This window comes from Micromonospora sp. USAFONa4 (assembly GCF_057197825.1).
Map to the genome: position 1 here is coordinate 3900043 of NZ_CM170072.1, position 18370 is coordinate 3918412.

The window sequence follows — 18370 nt, forward strand, 5'->3', positions numbered from 1 at the left end:
AGCGACGGCGGGGCGGGAACCGTTAGGGTCGCCCGCATGGACACCCCCGACCAGCGTCCGCCCTCGGGCGCGCAGTGGACCATTTCCGCCGCCGGCCACGAGGCCGTCATCGTGGAGGTGGGCGGTGGGGTCCGGACATACCGGCACGACGGGACCGACCACCTCGACGGGTACGCCGCCGACGAGATCTGTCCCGGCTGCGCGGGGCAGGTGCTGGCCCCCTGGCCGAACCGGATCCGCGACGGGCGCTACACCTTCGGCGAGCGGTCGTTGCAGCTCACCCTCAGCGAGCCGGACCGGGGAGTGGCCATCCACGGGCTGGTCAACTGGGTGCCGTGGCGGCTGGTGGAGCAGTCGTCCGACGCGGTGACCGTCGGCTACGACCTGCCGCCGCAGCCGGGCTACCCGTGGCCGCTGCGGCTGCGTACCCGGTGGAGCGTCGGCCCGGACGGGTTGCGCGCGGAGCACGAGGCGACGAACCTCGGCGCCGAGCCCGCGCCGTTCGGCTTCGCGGTGCACCCGTACCTGCGGGTGCCCGGGGTCGCGGTGGACGACCTGTCGATGCGGCTGCCGGCCCGCACGCGGTTGCAGGTGGACGGACGGCTGCTGCCGATCGGGGGCACCCCGGTCGCCGGCACCGAGTACGACTGGACCAGCCCCCGCCGGATCGGCGGCGCCCGGCTCGACCTCTGCTTCGGCGACGTGATCCGCGACGACGACGGCGGTTCGGTGGTCAGCCTGGCGGCCCCGGACGGCACGGCGGGCGTACGGATCTGGGCGGACCGGGAGTTCGGCTGGTGGCAGGTGTTCACCGGCGACGCCCTGCCCGGCGAGCGGCGGCGCCGTTCCGTGGCGGTGGAGCCGATGACCTGCCCGCCGGACGCGTTCCGTTCGGGTCGGGACGTGATCACCCTGAAGCCGGGCGCGACCTGGCGGGGTGCCTGGGGCGTACGGCCCGGGGCCTGAGCGGGGGAGCGCATGGATTTCGGCGAGGTGGTCCGGCGACGCCGGATGGTGCGCAACTACGACCCGGACCGTCCCGTTCCGCCCGACGTGGTGGAGCGGCTGCTCGACCATGCGGTCCGCGCGCCGTCGGCCGGCTTCGCCCAGGGCTGGGGTTTCCTGGTGCTGGAGGCGCCGGAGGACCGGGAGCGGTTCTGGGCGGCGACCACGCCGGGCGGCGGCGGCCGGGAGCGGTGGCTGGCGGGGATGCGCAAGGCCCCGCTGATCGTCGTCCCGCACGCGAACCGGTCGGCCTACCTGGAGCGCTACGCGGAACCGGACAAGGGCTGGGCGGACCGCTCGGCCGAGCGCTGGCCGGTGCCCTACTGGTACGTGGACACCGGCTTCGCCGCCCTGCTGATGCTGCTGACCGCCGTGGACGAGGGGCTGGGGGCGTGCTTCTTCGGCATCCCCGCGCAGCGCCTCGACGCCTACCGGGAGGCGTTCGGGGTGCCGGAGGCGTACGAGCCCGTCGGCGCCGTCACGGTGGGTTATCGCGCGCCTGACCACCGGTCACCGTCGCTGCGCCGGGGGCGTCGCCCGGTGGGCGAGGTGGTCCGGCGGGGGCGCTGGAGCTGAGCGGCGCCAGTGTGCCGTCAGGTGTTTCGTCCGGTGGCGAACCGGACGGCGGGTGGCGAAACTGGCATTGGGGAGCAGAACACGGTGTGGTGCAGCCCGCTACGCTGGCACGGTCATCGGTGCCGCGGGTCGCGGTGCCGCGCCGCGACCCGACCCGGTGTCGCGGGTCGGCCCGCCGAGGGGGAGGGGAGCGTGCCGTCGTGATCTTCAGAGCGGTCCGGGACGGGCGTCCCTACCCGGAGCACAACCTGACGCTCAAGCAGTGGGCGGAGATCCCGCCGAGGCCGCTGCGCCTGGACCAGTTGATCACCACCAAGCGTGAGCTGGCGCTGGACAAGCTCCTCGCCGAGGACTCCACCTTCTACGGCGACCTCTTCCCGCACGTCGTGCAGTGGAACGGCGGGCTCTACCTGGAGGACGGGCTGCACCGCGCCCTGCGGGCGGCGCTCCAGCAGCGCAACCAGATCCACGCCCGGGTGCTCGTCCTCTCCGGGCCGATCGAGTGAGCGCGGCCCGCCGGCCGTCCGACCCGTACTGACCTGCGATTTCGCGGATTCGACGCGGCGGTTTCGCCTGCCGGCGCCCTTCGACGAGCGGCTGTCGCACCGGAGCCGTACCGTCATCTCCAGACGACGTGTCTGACGAGGACGGTGAGGGCCATGGCCCGCGACGGTGACATCAACGAGCCCACGAGGGAGTTCCCCGGTTATCCGACCGGCGAGGCGCTCAAGGAGCGGTCGGCTGTCACAACCGAGCCGGATCCGGATGCGCCACCACCACCGGCGGGCGGGCCCGCGCACGGCCTGCTCTGGGTGCTCGGCGCGGCGGCGCTGGCGGTGGTGGTGCTGCTCGGTGTGCAGGCCACCGGCCTGCTGCCGGACTTCCGCAACCCGTTCGCCAAGGAACAGACCGACCGCAGCCAGCCGCCGCTGCTCAAGTCGATCCAGGATCTCAGCCGCTACGTCGCGGCCGAGGGCAACTTCCAGGTGGTCGTCGATCTCCAGAACGACCGGCGCAACGTGCCCGACTGGCTGCTCAGCCAGCGCACCCTCTTCGTCGGGGCGGGCAGCGTGGAGGCGTACGTCGACTTCGCCAAGATCTCCGAGGGCGCGGTGGTGGAGTCGGCCGACGGCAAGTCGGTGGAGATCAGGCTGCCGGCGCCGCAGCTCGCCAAGACCAACCTCGACCTGGAGAAGAGCTACGTCTTCGCCGAGGAGCGCGGGCTGCTCAACCGGGTCGGCGAGCTGGTCAAGGGCGACCCCAACCGCCAGCAGCAGGTCTACCAGCTCGCCGAGGAGCGGATCACCACCGCCGCCCGCGACAGCGGCCTGACCCAGCGGGCCGAGGAGAACACCCGCAAGATGCTGGAGGGGCTGCTGCGCTCCCTCGGCTACGAGAAGGTGACGGTCACCTACACCGCCCCCTGACGGCGGGCCCACGACGCGACGGCGCCCGCCCCGGTCGACGGGACGGGCGCCTCGTGCTCGCCCCCGCCTCGGGCGGGGGCGGGGTCAGTAGCGGGCGGCGGCGTAGCGGTCCTCGTTCGGCATCAGGACCCAGAGCACCAGGTAGACGACCACCTGGGTGCCGGGCAGCAGCAGCGACAGCAGGAACAGCAGCCGGATGAAGCCGGCCGACCTGCCGAAACGCTGGGCCAGGCCGGCACAGACGCCGGCGATCATGCGCCCCTGACGGGGGCGGACCAGTTTGCGACTCATCGTCGTACTCCCACTCTGCGGCGTTCGCCGCCTCTGCCCTCAACGGTAGGAAGGGGTGGCCACCGCGCCCTCGGTCCGGAGGAGGATCGGCGGTGCCCGTACCCGTAGGTGGTTACCCGGGAACCGGCCCCGCGACGCCCCCGGGACATGCCGGGACATCACGACCGGTCGCGGCTGGCGGCAGGGGCTGAGCTGGGCGGGTAGGCTCGCCGGTCGGGCACCCACACCCCCGGGTGCCGGACGGCCGCCCCGACCGGGCCGGCCACGACCGTGCCGGAGACCCACGAGGTACGACGGCGAGGAAGTGCAGCCATGATCAGCGTTTTCGATCTGTTCAGTGTCGGTATCGGGCCGTCCAGCTCCCACACGGTGGGGCCGATGCGGGCCGCCCGTACGTTCGTGGCGGGTCTGAAGGCCGACGGGTTGCTGTCCGGCACGGTGCGGGTGCAGGCGGAGCTCTTCGGCTCGCTGGGTGCGACGGGGCACGGCCACGGCAGCGACCGGGCGGTGCTGCTCGGGCTGGCCGGCGAGGCCCCGGAGACCGTCGACACCGACACCGTCGACGCGCGGATCGCCCGGATCCGTGCCGAGCGCCGGCTGAGCCTGCTCGACGCGCACGAGATCGACTTCGACCCCGACCACGACCTGGTGCTGCACCGGCGCCGGTCGCTGCCGTACCACCCCAACGGGATGACCTTCGTCGCGTACGACGACCGGGGCGCCGAGCTGCGGGCGCGGACGTACTACTCGGTCGGCGGCGGTTTCGTGGTGGACGAGGCGGCGGCCGGGGCGGACCGGATCAAGCCCGACACCACGCGCGTACGTCACCCGTTCCTCACCGGCGCGCAGTTGCTCGACGTGACCGCGTCGACGAGGCTGTCGATCAGCGAGGTGATGCTCGCCAACGAGCTCTCCTGGCGCGGTGAGGGCGAGGTGCGCGCCGGCCTGCTGGAGATCTGGCGGGTGATGCGGGAGTGCGTCGAGCGGGGCTGCTCGCGCGACGGGGTGCTGCCCGGCGGGCTGAAGGTCCGCCGCCGCGCGGCCGAGCTGCGCCGCAGCCTGGAGACGGAATCCGACCCCGCCGACCCGCTGCGGGCGATGGACTGGGTGACCCTCTTCGCCCTCGCCGTCAACGAGGAGAACGCGGCCGGCGGCCGGGTCGTCACCGCGCCGACCAACGGGGCGGCCGGGATCATCCCGGCGGTGCTGCACTACTACACCAGGTTCTCCCCGGGCGCCTCCGAGGAGGGGGTGGTGCGGTTCCTGTTGGCGGCGGGCGCGATCGGCGTCCTGTTCAAGGAGAACGCCTCGATCTCCGGCGCCGAGGTGGGCTGCCAGGGCGAGGTGGGCTCGGCCTGCTCGATGGCCGCCGCCGGGCTGGCCGAGGCGCTGGGCGGCACACCCGCGCAGGTGGAGAACGCCGCCGAGATCGGCATGGAGCACAACCTGGGGCTGACCTGTGATCCGGTCGGTGGTCTGGTGCAGATCCCCTGCATCGAGCGGAACGCGGTGGCTAGCATCAAGGCGATCACGGCCGCCCGGCTGGCGCTGCGCGGCGACGGGGTGCACCACGTCTCGCTGGACAAGGTCATCAAGACCATGCGCGAGACCGGCGCGGACATGAAGGTGAAGTACAAGGAGACGGCGCGCGGCGGACTGGCCGTCAACGTGATCGAGTGCTGAGGGGGCGTTCGTTCATCGACTGCTAGCCTGTCGTCCGTCCGGTGAGGCGGGAGGCGGCGGTGACCTCTGGCGTCGCGGCGTTGTGGTCGCACCGCACCTCGCTGCGCATCCTGGTCCGGCGCGACCTCGCCGTGAAGTACCAGCAGTCCGTGCTCGGGTATCTCTGGTCGCTGATCGAGCCCCTCGGCCTGGGCGCCATCTACTGGTTCGTCTTCGGGGTCCTCTACTCCCGGGACACCAACCGCCACCTCGGCGACGCGGCCGACTCGTACCCGCTGTTCCTGCTCACCGGGATCTTCGCCTGGATGTGGACCAGTTCGGCGCTGAGCGAGGCGACCAACGCGCTGACCGGCCAGGCCCGGCTGATCACGACGATGAACGTGCCACGGCAGGTCTTCCCGATCGGCCGGGTCACCGGCCGCTTCGCCGAGTACGCCGCCGGCCTGCCGATCCTGCTCGCCGTCGCCGTCGGGTACGCCGCGTCCGGCCGGGTCGAGCCGGGCTGGTCGCTGCTGGCCCTGCCGCTCGCGGTGGCGGTGCAGGCCGTCCTGCTGGTCGGGCTGGCGCTGCTGCTCTCGGCGGTCAACGTGCTGATGCGCGACGTCGAGCGCTTCATGCGGCTGGTCGTCCGGGTGCTCTTCTACGCCACCCCGATCATCTACCCGCTGAGCCTCGTGCGCGACGCCGACCTGCCGGGCTGGCTGAAGGTCGCCTACGAGCTGAACCCGCTGGTCGGCATCTTCCAGCTGCACCACGCGGTCTGGTACCCGGACGAGTTCCCGGACGCCCGGCTGCTCGCCATCTCCGTCGGCGTCAGCCTGCTGGTGCTGGCCGCCGGCTGGTGGTCGTTCCGCCGGCTCGAACCCGCCGTGCTCAAGGAACTGTAGGGATGGCCGATCCGATCATCGAGGCGGAGGGGCTAGGCATCCGGTTTGTCCGCAACCGGCGGCGGCAGTTGCGGCTGCGGGAGCTGCTCATCCACCGGGGACGGCGCGGCGCCGACGACGGCCGGTTCTGGCCGCTGCGGGACGTGTCGTTCTCGGTCCGGGCCGGGGAGACCGTCGGCGTGGTCGGGCGCAACGGCACCGGCAAGAGCACCCTGCTGCGGCTGATCGCCGGCGTGCTCATCCCCGACGAGGGCCGGATCCGGGTGCGCGGGGACGTCGCGCCGCTGCTGGAACTCTCCGCCGGGTTCTCCAACGACCTGACCGGGCGGGAGAACCTCTACCTGGTCGGCGGCCTGCACGGGCTTCCGTCGGGCTACCTGCGGCGGCACTTCGACGACATCGTCTCGTTCGCGGGCGAGCAGGTGGAGCGGGCCGTCGACACGTCGGTGCGGCACTACTCGTCCGGCATGAAGGTCCGACTCGGCTTCGCCATCATCTCGCACCTGCCGCACCCGATCCTGCTCATGGACGAGGTGACGGCGGTCGGGGACGAGGAGTTCCGCAAGAAGTGTTATGCGACGATCGACCGTCTGCTCGGGGAGGGGCGCACTCTGGTGTTGGTGTCACACAACGAAAAGGACCTGACCCGGTTCTGCCGTCGGGGGTTGTACCTCGACGGGGGCCGGGTGGGCGTCGACGGCACGATCGCCGAGGCGCTGCACGCGTACCACGCCGCGGTTCCGCGGTGACGCTCGCGATCGTGCTCGCCGCCGACGCCCCGGCCGCGAGCCTGCCGACCCGTTCGGGCGAACACCTCGCCGACCGGCTGGCCGACCAGCTCCGGCGCGCCGGGGCGCACGAGGTGCGCCACGCCGCCGGCCTGGACGAGCTGGCCGACCTCGTCGACGCGGCCACGCAGCCGGTGCTCGTGACCGGCGCCGACCTGGTCGCGCACACCGCCGTACTGCGGCACCTGGCCACCAGCCCCGTCGGGCCGACGGTCGCGCTGGTGCTCACCGACCCGCCCGGCGACGGCCACACGGCCGTGCGCGAGGAGCGCGGCCAGGTGGTCGGGGCCGGGCCGGCGCAGGCGCTGGACGGCGAAGCCACAGGCGTGTTCGGTGGCGCGCTGCGGGTCGGCGTGGACGACCTGCCGTCGCTCGCCGCCGCCGCGCGTGCGGCCGCCGCCGGGGTGGTGCCCGTCGGCGCGCCGTCGGCCGCCGCGCCACCGCCGGCCGGGCCGGCCGTGGACCGGCTCTTCGCCGGCCTCGCCGGGCTCGGTGTGCTGACCTTCGCCCAGCGGGTACGCCTGCTCGTGGCGCACCGGGTGGGCGACCCGGCGGGGCTGGCCGCCGCAGAGGCGGCCGTGGCCGCCGTCGACGAGGACCGGGCCGAGCTGAAGCTCTCGGTGAAGGAGCGGGACGACTTCTTCACCACCTTCTTCGTCAGCACCTGGTCGCCGTACGTGACGAAGGCGTCGGCGAAGCTCGGGCTCGGCCCGACCGCCGTCACGATGATCTCGGTGGCCTTCGCGGTGGCCGCCGCCGTGCTCTTCGGTACGGGCGGCCGGCTGGCGCTGGTCGCCGGGGCGGTGCTGCTCTACCTCGGCTTCGTGCTGGACTGCGTGGACGGGCAGCTCGCCCGCTACACCCGGCACTTCAGCGCGTGGGGCGGCTGGCTGGACACGATGGCCGACCGGGCGAAGGAGTACGTGGTCTACGCCGGCCTCGGCTACGGGGCCACCCAGGCCGGCTTCCGGTACGGCTGGGCGCTGGCGATCGCCGCGATCACCCTCCAGACCGTCCGGCACATGACGGACACCTGGTACGGCGTGCTGCACGACGAGGCGGCGCGCCGGCCGAAGGCGGTCGGCACCGCCGGCGGCGGCATCGGCGACAAGCTGAACGCCGCCTCCAACCGGGTGCAGGCCGACACGGGGTCGGTGTCGTACTGGCTGAAGCGCACGGTGGTCTTCCCGATCGGGGAGCGGTGGGCGCTGATCGCGATCACCGTGGCGCTGTTCGGCCCGCTGGTCAGCCTGTACGCGGTGCTGGCCTGGGGGGTGCTGGCCTTCGCGTACACCGGGGCGCTGCGTACGCTGCGGGCCCGCTGGATGCGGGTGCCGGTGCTGGACACGGTCGACGCCACCCTGCACCGCGACGACGGGCCGCTGGCCCGGCTCCTGCCGGCGCTCCGGCCGGTGGGCCCGCTGGCGCTGGCGGTCGTCGCGGCGCTGGGCCCGGCGGCGCTGCTGGTGGCGGCGCTGCTGACCCGCGACGGGGCGGAGGTCCCGCGGTGGGCGGTGCCGGTCGCGCTGCTGGTGCTGCTGGTCGCCGGCCTCGGCGCGGGCGCGACGCACACCGGGCCGCTGGACTGGCTGGTGCCGGCCGCGCTGCGGGCGGGCGAGTTCCTGTTCGCCGTCGCGGTCGGGGTGGTCGGCGACGTGCCGCCGTGGCTCATCTTCGGGTACGTCTTCGTGCTGACCCTGCACCACTACGACCTGACCGCGCGGCTGGAGAAGCGGCAGTCCGCCCCGCCGCTGCACGGCGGCACGCTGGGCTGGGAGGGTCGGTCGGTGCTGCTGGCCCTGGCGGCGATCGTCGGTTTTGCGGGTATCGGGATGGCTACACTCGGTACGTACCTTCTCGTGGTTTTCGTGGGGAGTGTCGCCCTCGCCTGGGTCGTCCTGCCCGCCCGCGCCGCGCGGGCGTCGGCGGGCCTGGTCGGCGCGGGAGGTCGCTCGCCGGGCTGACGACAGGGGCCGGCCGATGACACTGATCAGCTTCGTCGTGCCGGCCTACCGGGTGCAGGGCTACCTGCGCGAATGCCTCGACTCCATCCTCGGGCAGCCCGTCACCGACATCGAGGTGATCGGCGTCGACGACTGCTCGCCCGACGACAGCGGCGAGATCCTCGCCGAGTACGCGGCCCGCGACCCGCGGATGCGTGCCGTCCGGCTGACGGAGAACGTGGGGCTCGGTCCGGCCCGCAACATCGGGCTGGACCGGGCCGCCGGCGAGTACGTCTGGTTCGTCGACGGCGACGACTGGCTCGCCCCCGAGTGCCTCACCGAGGTGGTCGGCCGCCTCCGCGCCACCCGCCCCGACGTGCTCCTGGTCGACCACGTCCGGACGCACTGGAACGACGCCACCAGCCGCAGCGCGATGGCGGAGGTCTTTCCGGAACCGCCCGGCGAGGAGACCTTCCGGCTGCGGGACCGGCCCGAGACGCTCCGGCTGCTGCACACCGCCTGGAACCGGCTGGTCCGCCGGCAGTTCCTGATCGAGGAGGGGCTGCGCTTCGCCCCCGGCTGGTACGAGGACGTCTCGTTCAGCTATCCCGTGCTGATGGCCGCCGAGCGGATCGGCGTGCTGGACCGGGTCTGCGTCAACTACCGGCAGCGCCGCACCGGGGCGATCACCAGGACCAGGGGCGAGCGGCACTTCGAGGTCTTCGACCAGTGGCACCGGGTGTTCCGGCTGATGGACGCCTGGGGGCCGGCGGTCGACGACCTGCGCCCCGCGCTGTTCGAGCGGATGGTCTGGCACTACCTGAGCGTGCTCGGCAACGGGGAACGGATCGACCCCGAGCTGCGGCCGGCCTTCTTCGCCCAGATCACCGCCGACCACGCGCGCTGGCTGCCGCCCGGCGGCTATCCGGCCCCGGCGGGCGCGGAGGGGCTCAAGCACCGGCTGGTGGCCGCCGGGCGCTGGCGTACCTTCAGCGCGTTGCGCACCGCCTACCGCGCGCGGGACGCCGCCCGGCGTACCGCGCGGAGCGCCAAGCGGCGGGTCGCGCCCCCGGCCCGGCGCGCGGCCCGGCTGGCCCGGGACGCCCTGCTGCGGGAGTACTACCGGGCCGAGCTGCGCCGGCCGGTCGATGAGACGCTGGCCGTCTACGCGGCCTACTGGTACCGGGGCTACTCGGACAACCCGGCCGCGATCTTCGAGGCGGCCCGGCGGCTGGCGCCGCAGGTGCGCGGCGTGTGGATCGTCCGGCGGGACCGCGTGCACACCGTGCCCGAGGGCGTCGCGTACGTGGTCGCCGGGACGCCCGCGTACTACCGGGCGCTGGCCCGGGCGCGGTGGCTGGTCAACAACGTGAACTTCCCGGACCACGTCCGCAAGCGGCCGGGCACCGTGCACGTGCAGACCCACCACGGCACGCCGGTGAAGGTGATGGGCCTGGACCAGCAGCGCTACCCGGTCGGCGCGGTGGGGATGGACTTCGCCGGGCTGCTGCGCCGGGTGGACCGGTGGGACTACAGCGTCAGCGCGAACAGCTTCTCCACGCAGATGTGGGAGCGCGCGTACCCGGCCGCGTACACCACGTTGGAGGTCGGCTACCCGCGCAACGACCGGCTGGTCACCGCGACCGCCGGGGAGGTGCGCCGGCTGCGTGCCGGACTCGGCCTCGGGCCCGGCGAACGGGTCGTCCTGTACGCCCCGACGCACCGGGAGCACCTGCCCGGCTACCGGCCGCCGTTCGACCCGGAACGGCTGCTCGACGTGCTCGGCCCGGCCGGCCGGCTGCTGATCCGCAGCCACTACTTCCACGACCGGGAGCTACGCGCCCGGCGCCCCGCCGACCGGGACCGGGTACGCGACGTCAGCGGCCATCCGCGCGTGGAGGACCTCTACCTCGTCGCGGACGTGCTGATCACGGACTACTCCTCGGCGATGTTCGACTACGCCGTGCTCGACCGGCCGATCGTCGTCTACGCCCCCGACTGGGAGGCGTACCGGCTGGCCCGGGGCGTCTACTTCGACGTGACGGCGGAGCCGCCGGGCGCGGTGGCCACCAGCTTCGCCGACCTGCTCGACCTGTTCCGCGCCGGCGGGGTCGACTCGGCGGCGGCGCGCTCGGCCCGACAGCGGTTCCGGGCCCGGTTCTGCGCACTCGACGACGGCCACGCCGCCGAGCGGGTGGTCCGCCGGGTCTTCCTCGGCGAACCGGCCAGCGCCGCCCGGTCAACGTACGGAGTCGGCGCGCTGGCCCCGGCGTCGCAGGCGGGAGGCGGACCCCGCTGACGCTGGCTCATCCCGCCGGGTGGGCGTCACAGGGCCGTCACAAGCCGAACATGGCACGTTTACCCGATGTGCGAACCGCATGATCCTCGTCACAGTCATTCGGGATTCGGTCGACGAGGTGGGGGGAGGGCACGGTGACAACCGTCGCACTCAAGGATGTCACGAAGGTGTTCCGGGACGGCACCCTCGCCGTCGACAGCGTCAATCTCGACGTCAACGACGGCGAGTTCATGGTGCTGCTCGGCCCGTCGGGCTGCGGGAAGTCCACGGTGCTGCGGATGGTGGCCGGGCTGGAGGAACCGACGTCGGGCGCGGTGATGCTCGACGGCGAGCTGGCCAACGACCTGCCGCCCCGCGACCGGAAGATTGCCATGGTCTTCCAGGACTTCGCGCTCTACCCGCACATGACCGTCGGCGACAACATCGCCTTCCCGCTCAAGCTGGCCGGGTTGGAGCCCGAGCCGCGAGGCGAGCGGGTCACCGACGTGGCCAGCGCGCTCGGCATCGGCGACGTGCTCGGCCGCAAGCCAAGCCAGCTCTCCGGCGGGCAACGCCAGCGGGTCGCGATGGGCCGGGCGATCGTGCGCCGTCCGGGCCTCTTCCTGATGGACGAGCCGCTGTCGAACCTCGACAGCGGGCTCCGGGCCGAACTGCGCGCCGAGATCTCCGGCCTGACCCGGGAGCTGGGCGTCACCACCATCTACGTCACGCACGACCAGGCCGAGGCGCTGACCATGGCCGACCGGGTCGCCATCATGCGCAAGGGCGTCCTCCAGGACGTCGGCACCCCCACCCAGGTCTACGGTCGCCCGGCCACCCTCTACGTGGCCGCGTTCCTCGGCAGCCCGCGGATGAACCTGCTGGAGGCCTCCGTCTACGTCCACCTCGACCGCTACGTCACCCTCACCCTCGGCGACCAGGCACTCCACCTGCCGTGGGACGACATCCGCAGCCGGGCGGTCGCGCACTACCACGGCGAGCGGATCGTGGTCGGGATGCGGGCCGAGGCGCTCACCCCGGTCGCGCCGGACACCCAGGGCGCCGTGCTGCACGGCCGCATCCGCTATCTGGAGCACCACGGGCACGAGTCGCTCGCCTTCCTCGACATCGGGGCCACCGCGATCGTGGTGGACGAGATGGGCACCCGGACCGAGGAGGCACCCACCGGCCAGCGCGGCCTGCGCCGCTTCGGACAGGTGATGCAGCGGCTGACCGGGCGCGCCGCCGAGGAGGTGCCCGCCCCGGTCGCCGCCACCCGCACCAGCGTGCTCAACGACCCGGGCCGGCACCATCGGCGCCCCGCCGAGCTCGCGGTCCGGCTCGCGCCGTACCCGGGGATCGCCGCCGGGCACCCCCTGGCCGTCTCCGTACGCATGGACGCGCTGCACTTCTTCGACGAGCGCGGCGACCGCATCGACGTGGGCTGGCGCTGACGGAGGTGTAAGGAAGGGCGGGCTTGTCGGGGAAGTTACCGGCTAGTAACGTCGGGTCATGACCATCGACTCGCGCCAGGTGGCGGCCGGCATGCTGGAGGCTGTGCCGTTCGCCCGTACGCTCGGCATCGAATTCGTCGAAGTGGCCCCCGAGGCGGAGGGCGGGGTACGGGTGACCGTCCGGCTGCCCGACTCGCCGGCCACCCACAACCACGTCGGCGGCCCGCACGCCGGGGCCATGTTCACCCTCGGCGAGACCGCCTCCGGCGCTGTCGTGCTGGCCGCGTTCGGGCACCTGCTCGACCGGGCCACGCCGCTGGCCGTACGGGCCGAGATCGCGTACCGGAAGCTGGCCATGGGCCCCGTCCTGGCCACCGCGCGCCTCGACCGGCCGGTCGCCGAGGTGGTCGCGGAGCTGGAGTCCGGCCGCCGGCCGGAGTTCCCGGTCCAGGTGGAGATCGCCACCGAGGAGGGCAAGCCGACCGGCGGGATGACAGTGGTCTGGACGCTGCGCCCGAACTGAGCCGCGCGACAAGCGGACCGAAAGCGGTTTACGGGCGCGGAGGTCTGGATAGATTCGTACCGTGCTGGGCCTGCCTGCTCACGTGACCGCCTGTCTCTTCGATCTGGACGGTGTGCTGACGCAGACCGCCCGGGTGCACAACGCCGCGTGGACCGAGACGTTCGACGCCTTCCTGCGCCGTCACGCCGCCGCCACCGGCGCGGAGTTCCGTCCCTTCGACCCCGGGCCGGACTACAACCGTTACGTCGACGGCCGGCCGCGCGCCGACGGGGTGCGCACCTTCCTCGCCTCCCGGGGCATCGTGCTGCCCGAGGGGTCGCCCGACGACCCGCCGGACGCCGACACCGTCAACGGGGTCGGCAACAGCAAGAACGTGCTGCTGCTGGAGCGGCTGCGCACCCACGGCGTGGACGTCTACCCCGGCTCCGTCGCCTACCTGGAGGCGGCGCGCGCCGCCGGACTGCGCCGGGCGGTCGTCACGGCCAGCGCGAACGGCCGGGAGGTGGTCGCCGCCGCCGGGCTGGAAGCGCTGCTGGAGGCGCGGGTGGACGGGCTCGTCGCCCGCGCCGAGGGGCTGCGCGGCAAGCCCGAGCCGGACACGTTCCTGGCCGGCGCGAGACTGCTCGGGGTCGACCCGCGCAACGCCGTCGTCTTCGAGGACGCCCTCGCCGGGGTCGCCGCCGGCCGCGCCGGCGGGTTCGGGTACGTGATCGGGGTGGACCGGGTCGGCCAGGCCGCCGAGCTGCTGGCCCACGGCGCCGACGTCGTGGTCACCGACCTCGCCGACCTGCTCGACCCCGGGCAGACCGCGTGATCCGGGAACGGGCCTATCCGGTCGAGCCGTGGCACGTCCGGGAGATCCGGCTGGACATGGACGTCCTGGCCCAGTCCGAGTCGGTCTTTGCCCTCTCCAACGGGCACGTCGGGCTGCGCGGCAACCTCGACGAGGGGGAACCCCACGGCCTGCCCGGCACGTACCTCAACTCCTTCTACGAGCTGCGCCCGCTGCCGTACGCCGAGGCCGGCTTCGGGTTCCCCGAGTCGGGCCAGACCATCGTCAACGTGACCAACGGCAAGCTGATCCGGCTGCTCGTCGACGACGAGCCGCTCGACGTCCGCTACGGCGAGCTCCTCGCCCACGAACGGGTCCTCGACCTGCGCGCCGGCACCCTGCACCGGGAACTGCACTGGCGCTCCCCGGCCGGCCGCGAGATCAAGGTCCGCAGCACCCGGCTCGTCTCGTTCACCCAACGCGCCGTCGCCGCGATCAGCTACGAGGTCGAGGCGGTGGACGGCCCGCTGCGGCTGATCCTCCAGTCGGAACTCGTGGCGAACGAGGCGCTGCCCGCGCAGAGCGGCGACCCGCGGGTCGCGGCCGTGCTTGAGTCGCCGTTGCAGGCCGAGGAGGAACTCACCACCGCCGACGGCGGGCTGCTGATCCACCGCACCAAGGTCTCCGGGCTGCGGGTGGCCGCCGCCATGGAACACGAGGTGTACGCCCCGGGGCGTACGACCAGCCAGTCCGAGGGGTACGAGGACTGGGTGCGTACCACGATCGGGTGCGTGCTCCAGCCCGGCGAGACGCTGCGCGTGGTCAAGTACCTCGCGTACGGCTGGTCGAGCCGCCGGTCGCTGCCGGCGATGCGCGACCAGGTCGAGGCCGCCCTGACGGGGGCGCGGATCGACGGCTGGGACGGGCTCCTCCGCGAGCAGCGCGAATACCTCGACGAGTTCTGGGACGCCGCCGACGTGGTGGTGGAGGGCGACCCGGAGATCCAGCAGGCCGTCCGGTTCGGCATGTTCCACGTCCTCCAGGCCGGCTCCCGGGCGGAGCGGCGGCCCATCGCCGCGAAGGGCCTGACCGGTCCGGGGTACGACGGGCACGCGTTCTGGGACACGGAGATGTTCGTCCTGCCGGTGCTCACCTACACCCAACCGGCCGCCGTGCGGGACGCGCTGCACTGGCGGCACGGCACCCTGGCCGCCGCGCGCGAGCGGGCCCGGACGCTCAACCTGGAGGGCGCGGCGTTCCCCTGGCGCACCATCGAGGGGCCGGAGTCGTCGGGGTACTGGCCGGCCGGCACCGCCGCCTTCCACATCGCGGCCGGCGTCGCCGATGCGCTGCGGCGCTACGTCCAGGTCACCCAGGACACCGAGCTGGAACGCGAGATCGGGCTGGAGCTGCTGGTGGAGACCGCCCGGCTGTGGCGGTCGCTGGGTCACCACGACCGGCACGGCCAGTTCCACATCGACGGGGTCACCGGCCCCGACGAGTACACGGCGGTGAAGAACGACAACATCTACACCAACCTGATGGCGCAGCGGAACCTGATCAGCGCGGCCGACGCGGTGATGCGCTACCGGGACGAGGCGTTCCACCTCGGCGTGACCGACGAGGAGGCGGCAGCCTGGCGGGACGCGGCGGCGTCCATGCACATCCCGTACGACGAGGAGATCGACGTCCACGAACAGGTGGAGGGCTTCACCCGGCTCCAGGAATGGGACTTCGTGCACACGCCGCCGGAGAAGTACCCGCTGCTGCTGCACTACCCGTACTTCGACCTCTACCGCAAGCAGGTCGTCAAGCAGGCGGACCTGGTCCTGGCCATGCACTGGCGCGGCGACGCGTTCACGCCGGAGCAGAAGCTGCGCAACTTCCTCTACTACGAGCGGCGTACGGTGCGCGACTCCTCGCTGTCGGCGTGCACCCAGGCGGTGCTGGCCGCCGAGGTGGGCCACCCCGAACTGGCGCACGTCTACCTGCGCGAGGCCGCGCTGATGGACCTGCACGACCTCAACGAGAACACCCGCGACGGGGTGCACATGGCCTCGCTCGCCGGCGCGTGGATCGCCCTGGTGGGCGGGTTCGGCGGGCTGCGCGACCACGACGGCAACCTCTCCTTCGCGCCGCGGCTGTCGAGCCGCCTCGGGCGGCTGGAGTTCTCCCTCCAGTGGCGCGGGATGCGGCTGCGGGTCGACGTCCGGCCGCACGAGACCACGTACGCGCTGCGCCACGGCGACCCGGGAGACGTGCTGGAGTTGCGGCACCACGGCGAGCCGGTCCGGGTCACCTGCGGGGAGCCGGTGACGATGCCGATCCCTGCGGCGGAGGTGTCGGGCCCCGTCCCGGAGCAGGCCCCCGGCCGGGCTCCCCTGCTCCGCCTGCCCGAGAACGAGCCGTGACCGACCGCCGGCCCGCCGTCGACGACGGCGGGCCGGCGGCGTAGGACCTGTGCCGGTCGCCCGGCGGCATCGGTCAGAGCGGCCTGCCCTGTGACGGGCGGTCCGCCGCGTCGCGGGGCGCCATCGCCCGCGGGTCGTCGGCCGTGCGCGCCTGGGCGGCGTCGTCCGCCCAGTCCCGGCCGCGTTCGGTGTCCTGCTCCCGCCGGTCCCGGTCGGTGGTCTGCTGCCGGGTCTCCCGCTGCTGCTGGGCCATGGCGATCCTCGCGATCCGTCGGGGCGCGGTTGCGCCGGTACGGTCTGCGGTCACCCGACGCCTACCCGGGCCCCTCGGCGACAAACGCCGGGGGCGCCGGGGCCGCTTGCCGGCGCCGGGGACGGGTATGCGGCCGGAACGGGGACGACCGAGGACGTACGGAGGCGAGATGGACGTGCGCAGCAGCGCGGTGGCGATCCCGGCGGGGGACGCCGAACTTCCGGCCGACCTGCTGATCCCGGCGGAGCCGGCCGGCGTGGTGCTCTTCGCACACGGCAGCGGCAGTTCCCGGCACAGCCCGCGCAACACGGCCGTGGCGCACGTGCTCAACCGCAGTGCCCTCGGCACCGTGCTGGTCGACCTGCTGACGCCGGCGGAGGACCAGGTGGACGCCCGTACCGCCGAGCTGCGCTTCGACATCCCCCTGCTCGCCCGTCGGCTCGCGGCGATCGTGGACTGGCTGGCGGCGGAGCGACCCCTCGGCGCTGTGCCGATCGGGCTGTTCGGGGCCAGCACCGGGGCCGCCGCCGCCCTGGTGGCGGCGGCGGCCCGGCCGGACCTCGTCGGCGCGGTGGTCTCCCGGGGCGGCCGTCCCGACCTGGCCGGCGCCGCGCTCGATCAGGTGCGCGCGCCCACGCTGCTGCTGGTCGGCGGCCTGGACGAGCAGGTGATCACGCTCAACGAGCAGGCCCAGGAGGCGCTGCCGGACACGGCCGAGCTGACGGTGATCCCGGGGGCGACCCACCTCTTCGAGGAGCCCGGCACCCTGGAACAGGTGGCGCACAGTGCCGCCGACTGGTTCACCACCCACCTCCCCGCCCCGCACTGAGGACCCACCCGCGCAGGTGGTCAGGCGGGGGTCGGGGGCGCGGGCGTCGGGCGCTGGCGGTGCTGCTGGATGGTGTCGATCACCCGCCAGACGACGGCCGTGATCGGCACCGAGACGAAGGCCCCGGCGATGCCGGCGATCAGGGTGCCGGCGGTAACCGCCACCAGGATCACCGCCGGGTGCAGGCGCACCTGACGCTTCATGACCAGCGGCTCCAGCAGGTTGCCCTCGACCTGCTGGACGGTGATCACGGCGGCGAGGACGAGCAGTGCGGTCACCGGCCCCTTCGCCGCGAGCGCGACCAGCACCGCCACGGCGCCGGCCACGGTCGCCCCGATGATCGGGATGAAGCCGCCGAAGAAGGTGATGAGCGCGAGCGGGAAGGCCAGCGGCACCCGGAGCACCACCAGCGCCAAGCCGATGCCGATCGCGTCGATCGCGGCGATCAGCATCGTGCCCCGGCTGTACGCGCCGAGCGTCCGCCAACCCATCCGGCCGGCCTCGGCGGTCACCTCCCGGTTCGGCCCGGTCGTGCGGGACAGCGTCCAGCGCCACATGGACCTGCCGTCCTTGAGCAGGAAGAACAGCAGGACGAGCGCGAGCAGCGCCGAGCCGAGCACCTCCGCGGCCGTCCTGGCGCCGGAGACCGGGTCGACCGAGCCCTGCCCGAGGCCCTGGCGGGCCTGGTCGAGGAGCTGGTCGAGCTGCCGGTCGCTGACCGGCAGCGTCGAGGTCACGAAGTCCCGGGTCCGTTGCAGGCCCTGCACCAGCTCCTCGCTCAACTCGCTGAACTGGTTGGCGGTGAGGCTCCACACCAGCGCGCCGACGCCGAACAGCAGGCCGAGCAGCAGCAGCACGGTGAGCAGGGCGGCCAGCGCGGCGGGCAGGTGGAGCCGGCGCAGCGCGAGCTGCACCGGGTCGAGCAGCGCGGCGAGGAAGATGGTGACGGCCAGCGCGATGGCCAGCGGCGCGAGCAGCACCGCGATCTTCCCCAGCAGGTACAGCCCGGCGACGATCACCACCAGGCAGGCGCTCCACACCACGGCCGAGCGGACCAGCCAGGGGAGCGCGGCCCAGGTGGTCTGTCGGGAGCCCGCGTCCCGGCCCGGCGTTCCCTCGGGCGTACGCCCGGCATCGTCTGCGACCACGTCGGCCCTCCTCGATCTCCGGCGAGTCGGTACCCGGCCGGCGTCCCTTCGACACCCGCGTCCCCTTTCACGCTAGATGGGCGGCCGGGGCGTCGGGGGCGA

General features: G+C 73.4%; 17 protein-coding genes. 14 read left to right on the top strand and 3 right to left on the bottom strand.

Annotated elements, in window-relative coordinates:
• The first annotated feature begins 36 nt into the window (after positions 1-36).
• The 4 genes from AC0OO9_RS17240 to AC0OO9_RS17255 all read left to right on the top strand — a co-directional run bounded on the left by AC0OO9_RS17240 (position 37) and on the right by AC0OO9_RS17255 (position 3008).
• Entirely contained in the window at positions 37-966 is a 930-nt protein-coding gene (locus tag AC0OO9_RS17240; protein WP_327030326.1) for an aldose 1-epimerase family protein, read from the top strand.
• A gap of 12 nt (positions 967-978) precedes the next feature.
• The gene (locus tag AC0OO9_RS17245; protein ID WP_484511123.1) at positions 979-1581 is read left to right on the top strand and encodes a nitroreductase family protein; all 603 of its coding nucleotides are present in this window, start codon (positions 979-981) and stop codon (positions 1579-1581) included.
• 200 nt (positions 1582-1781) lie between these two features.
• The gene (locus tag AC0OO9_RS17250) at positions 1782-2087 is read left to right on the top strand and encodes a type II toxin-antitoxin system VapB family antitoxin (protein WP_089002310.1); all 306 of its coding nucleotides are present in this window, start codon (positions 1782-1784) and stop codon (positions 2085-2087) included.
• Positions 2088-2240: 153 nt separating this feature from the next.
• Complete coding sequence (locus AC0OO9_RS17255) at positions 2241-3008, top strand: DUF4230 domain-containing protein (RefSeq protein ID WP_484511124.1); 768 nt, start codon at positions 2241-2243, stop codon at positions 3006-3008.
• A gap of 84 nt (positions 3009-3092) precedes the next feature.
• Here the strand turns inward: AC0OO9_RS17255 and AC0OO9_RS17260 are convergent, their stop codons facing one another.
• A complete protein-coding gene (locus AC0OO9_RS17260) occupies positions 3093-3299 on the bottom strand; it encodes a PspC domain-containing protein (protein ID WP_121396981.1) in 207 nt (68 codons plus the stop codon).
• A 312-nt stretch (positions 3300-3611) separates the two neighbouring features.
• Between AC0OO9_RS17260 and AC0OO9_RS17265 the strand changes: the two genes are divergently transcribed.
• The 9 genes from AC0OO9_RS17265 (at position 3612) to AC0OO9_RS17305 (ending at position 16038) form a co-directional block, all read left to right on the top strand.
• Positions 3612-4982: an L-serine ammonia-lyase gene (locus AC0OO9_RS17265; RefSeq protein WP_484511125.1), complete on the top strand. Its 1371-nt coding sequence runs from the start codon at positions 3612-3614 to the stop codon at positions 4980-4982.
• Between the two features lie 59 nt (positions 4983-5041).
• Positions 5042-5869: an ABC transporter permease gene (locus tag AC0OO9_RS17270; protein ID WP_421457000.1), complete on the top strand. Its 828-nt coding sequence runs from the start codon at positions 5042-5044 to the stop codon at positions 5867-5869.
• Between the two features lie 2 nt (positions 5870-5871).
• Positions 5872-6618, top strand: coding sequence for an ABC transporter ATP-binding protein (locus AC0OO9_RS17275; RefSeq protein ID WP_484511126.1), 747 nt, complete (start codon positions 5872-5874; stop codon positions 6616-6618).
• Positions 6615-8621: a DUF5941 domain-containing protein gene (locus AC0OO9_RS17280; protein WP_484511127.1), complete on the top strand. Its 2007-nt coding sequence runs from the start codon at positions 6615-6617 to the stop codon at positions 8619-8621. The genes AC0OO9_RS17275 and AC0OO9_RS17280 overlap by 4 nt, the downstream gene beginning before the upstream one ends.
• Before the next feature lie 16 nt (positions 8622-8637).
• Positions 8638-10899 carry a bifunctional glycosyltransferase/CDP-glycerol:glycerophosphate glycerophosphotransferase gene (locus tag AC0OO9_RS17285; RefSeq protein WP_484511128.1) on the top strand — a complete coding sequence of 754 codons (2262 nt, stop codon included), beginning with the start codon at positions 8638-8640 and terminating at the stop codon, positions 10897-10899.
• Positions 10900-11033: 134 nt separating this feature from the next.
• Positions 11034-12332, top strand: coding sequence for an ABC transporter ATP-binding protein (locus tag AC0OO9_RS17290; protein ID WP_484511129.1), 1299 nt, complete (start codon positions 11034-11036; stop codon positions 12330-12332).
• A gap of 58 nt (positions 12333-12390) precedes the next feature.
• Positions 12391-12855 carry a DUF4442 domain-containing protein gene (locus tag AC0OO9_RS17295; protein WP_484511130.1) on the top strand — a complete coding sequence of 155 codons (465 nt, stop codon included), beginning with the start codon at positions 12391-12393 and terminating at the stop codon, positions 12853-12855.
• Positions 12856-12916: 61 nt separating this feature from the next.
• Complete coding sequence (locus AC0OO9_RS17300; protein WP_484511131.1) at positions 12917-13669, top strand: beta-phosphoglucomutase family hydrolase; 753 nt, start codon at positions 12917-12919, stop codon at positions 13667-13669.
• Complete coding sequence (locus AC0OO9_RS17305; RefSeq protein WP_484511132.1) at positions 13666-16038, top strand: glycoside hydrolase family 65 protein; 2373 nt, start codon at positions 13666-13668, stop codon at positions 16036-16038. Before AC0OO9_RS17300 ends, AC0OO9_RS17305 begins: the two co-directional genes overlap by 4 nt.
• Positions 16039-16111: 73 nt before the next feature.
• On the opposite strand, the gene AC0OO9_RS17310 is transcribed toward AC0OO9_RS17305, so the two are convergent.
• Positions 16112-16291 carry a hypothetical protein gene (locus tag AC0OO9_RS17310; RefSeq protein WP_132231888.1) on the bottom strand — a complete coding sequence of 60 codons (180 nt, stop codon included), beginning with the start codon at positions 16289-16291 and terminating at the stop codon, positions 16112-16114.
• Positions 16292-16460: 169 nt separating this feature from the next.
• Between AC0OO9_RS17310 and AC0OO9_RS17315 the strand changes: the two genes are divergently transcribed.
• On the top strand, positions 16461-17120 hold the full coding sequence (locus AC0OO9_RS17315; RefSeq protein ID WP_484511133.1) for a dienelactone hydrolase family protein: 660 nt from the start codon (positions 16461-16463) through the stop codon (positions 17118-17120).
• Between the two features lie 20 nt (positions 17121-17140).
• Here the strand turns inward: AC0OO9_RS17315 and AC0OO9_RS17320 are convergent, their stop codons facing one another.
• Positions 17141-18268: an AI-2E family transporter gene (locus tag AC0OO9_RS17320; protein WP_484511134.1), complete on the bottom strand. Its 1128-nt coding sequence runs from the start codon at positions 18266-18268 to the stop codon at positions 17141-17143.
• Positions 18269-18370 lie beyond the last annotated feature (102 nt).

What these genes read in the sequence shown, in the direction of transcription:
- AC0OO9_RS17240 (WP_327030326.1), top strand. Translation starts at nt 37, where the DNA reads ATGGACACCCCCGACCAGCGTCCGCCCTCGGGCGCGCAGTGGACCATT.
- AC0OO9_RS17245 (WP_484511123.1), top strand. Translation starts at nt 979, where the DNA reads ATGGATTTCGGCGAGGTGGTCCGGCGACGCCGGATGGTGCGCAACTAC.
- AC0OO9_RS17255 (WP_484511124.1), top strand. Translation starts at nt 2,241, where the DNA reads ATGGCCCGCGACGGTGACATCAACGAGCCCACGAGGGAGTTCCCCGGT.
- AC0OO9_RS17260 (WP_121396981.1), bottom strand. Translation starts at nt 3,299, where the DNA reads ATGAGTCGCAAACTGGTCCGCCCCCGTCAGGGGCGCATGATCGCCGGC.
- AC0OO9_RS17265 (WP_484511125.1), top strand. Translation starts at nt 3,612, where the DNA reads ATGATCAGCGTTTTCGATCTGTTCAGTGTCGGTATCGGGCCGTCCAGC.
- AC0OO9_RS17275 (WP_484511126.1), top strand. Translation starts at nt 5,872, where the DNA reads ATGGCCGATCCGATCATCGAGGCGGAGGGGCTAGGCATCCGGTTTGTC.
- AC0OO9_RS17285 (WP_484511128.1), top strand. Translation starts at nt 8,638, where the DNA reads ATGACACTGATCAGCTTCGTCGTGCCGGCCTACCGGGTGCAGGGCTAC.
- AC0OO9_RS17295 (WP_484511130.1), top strand. Translation starts at nt 12,391, where the DNA reads ATGACCATCGACTCGCGCCAGGTGGCGGCCGGCATGCTGGAGGCTGTG.
- AC0OO9_RS17310 (WP_132231888.1), bottom strand. Translation starts at nt 16,291, where the DNA reads ATGGCCCAGCAGCAGCGGGAGACCCGGCAGCAGACCACCGACCGGGAC.
- AC0OO9_RS17315 (WP_484511133.1), top strand. Translation starts at nt 16,461, where the DNA reads ATGGACGTGCGCAGCAGCGCGGTGGCGATCCCGGCGGGGGACGCCGAA.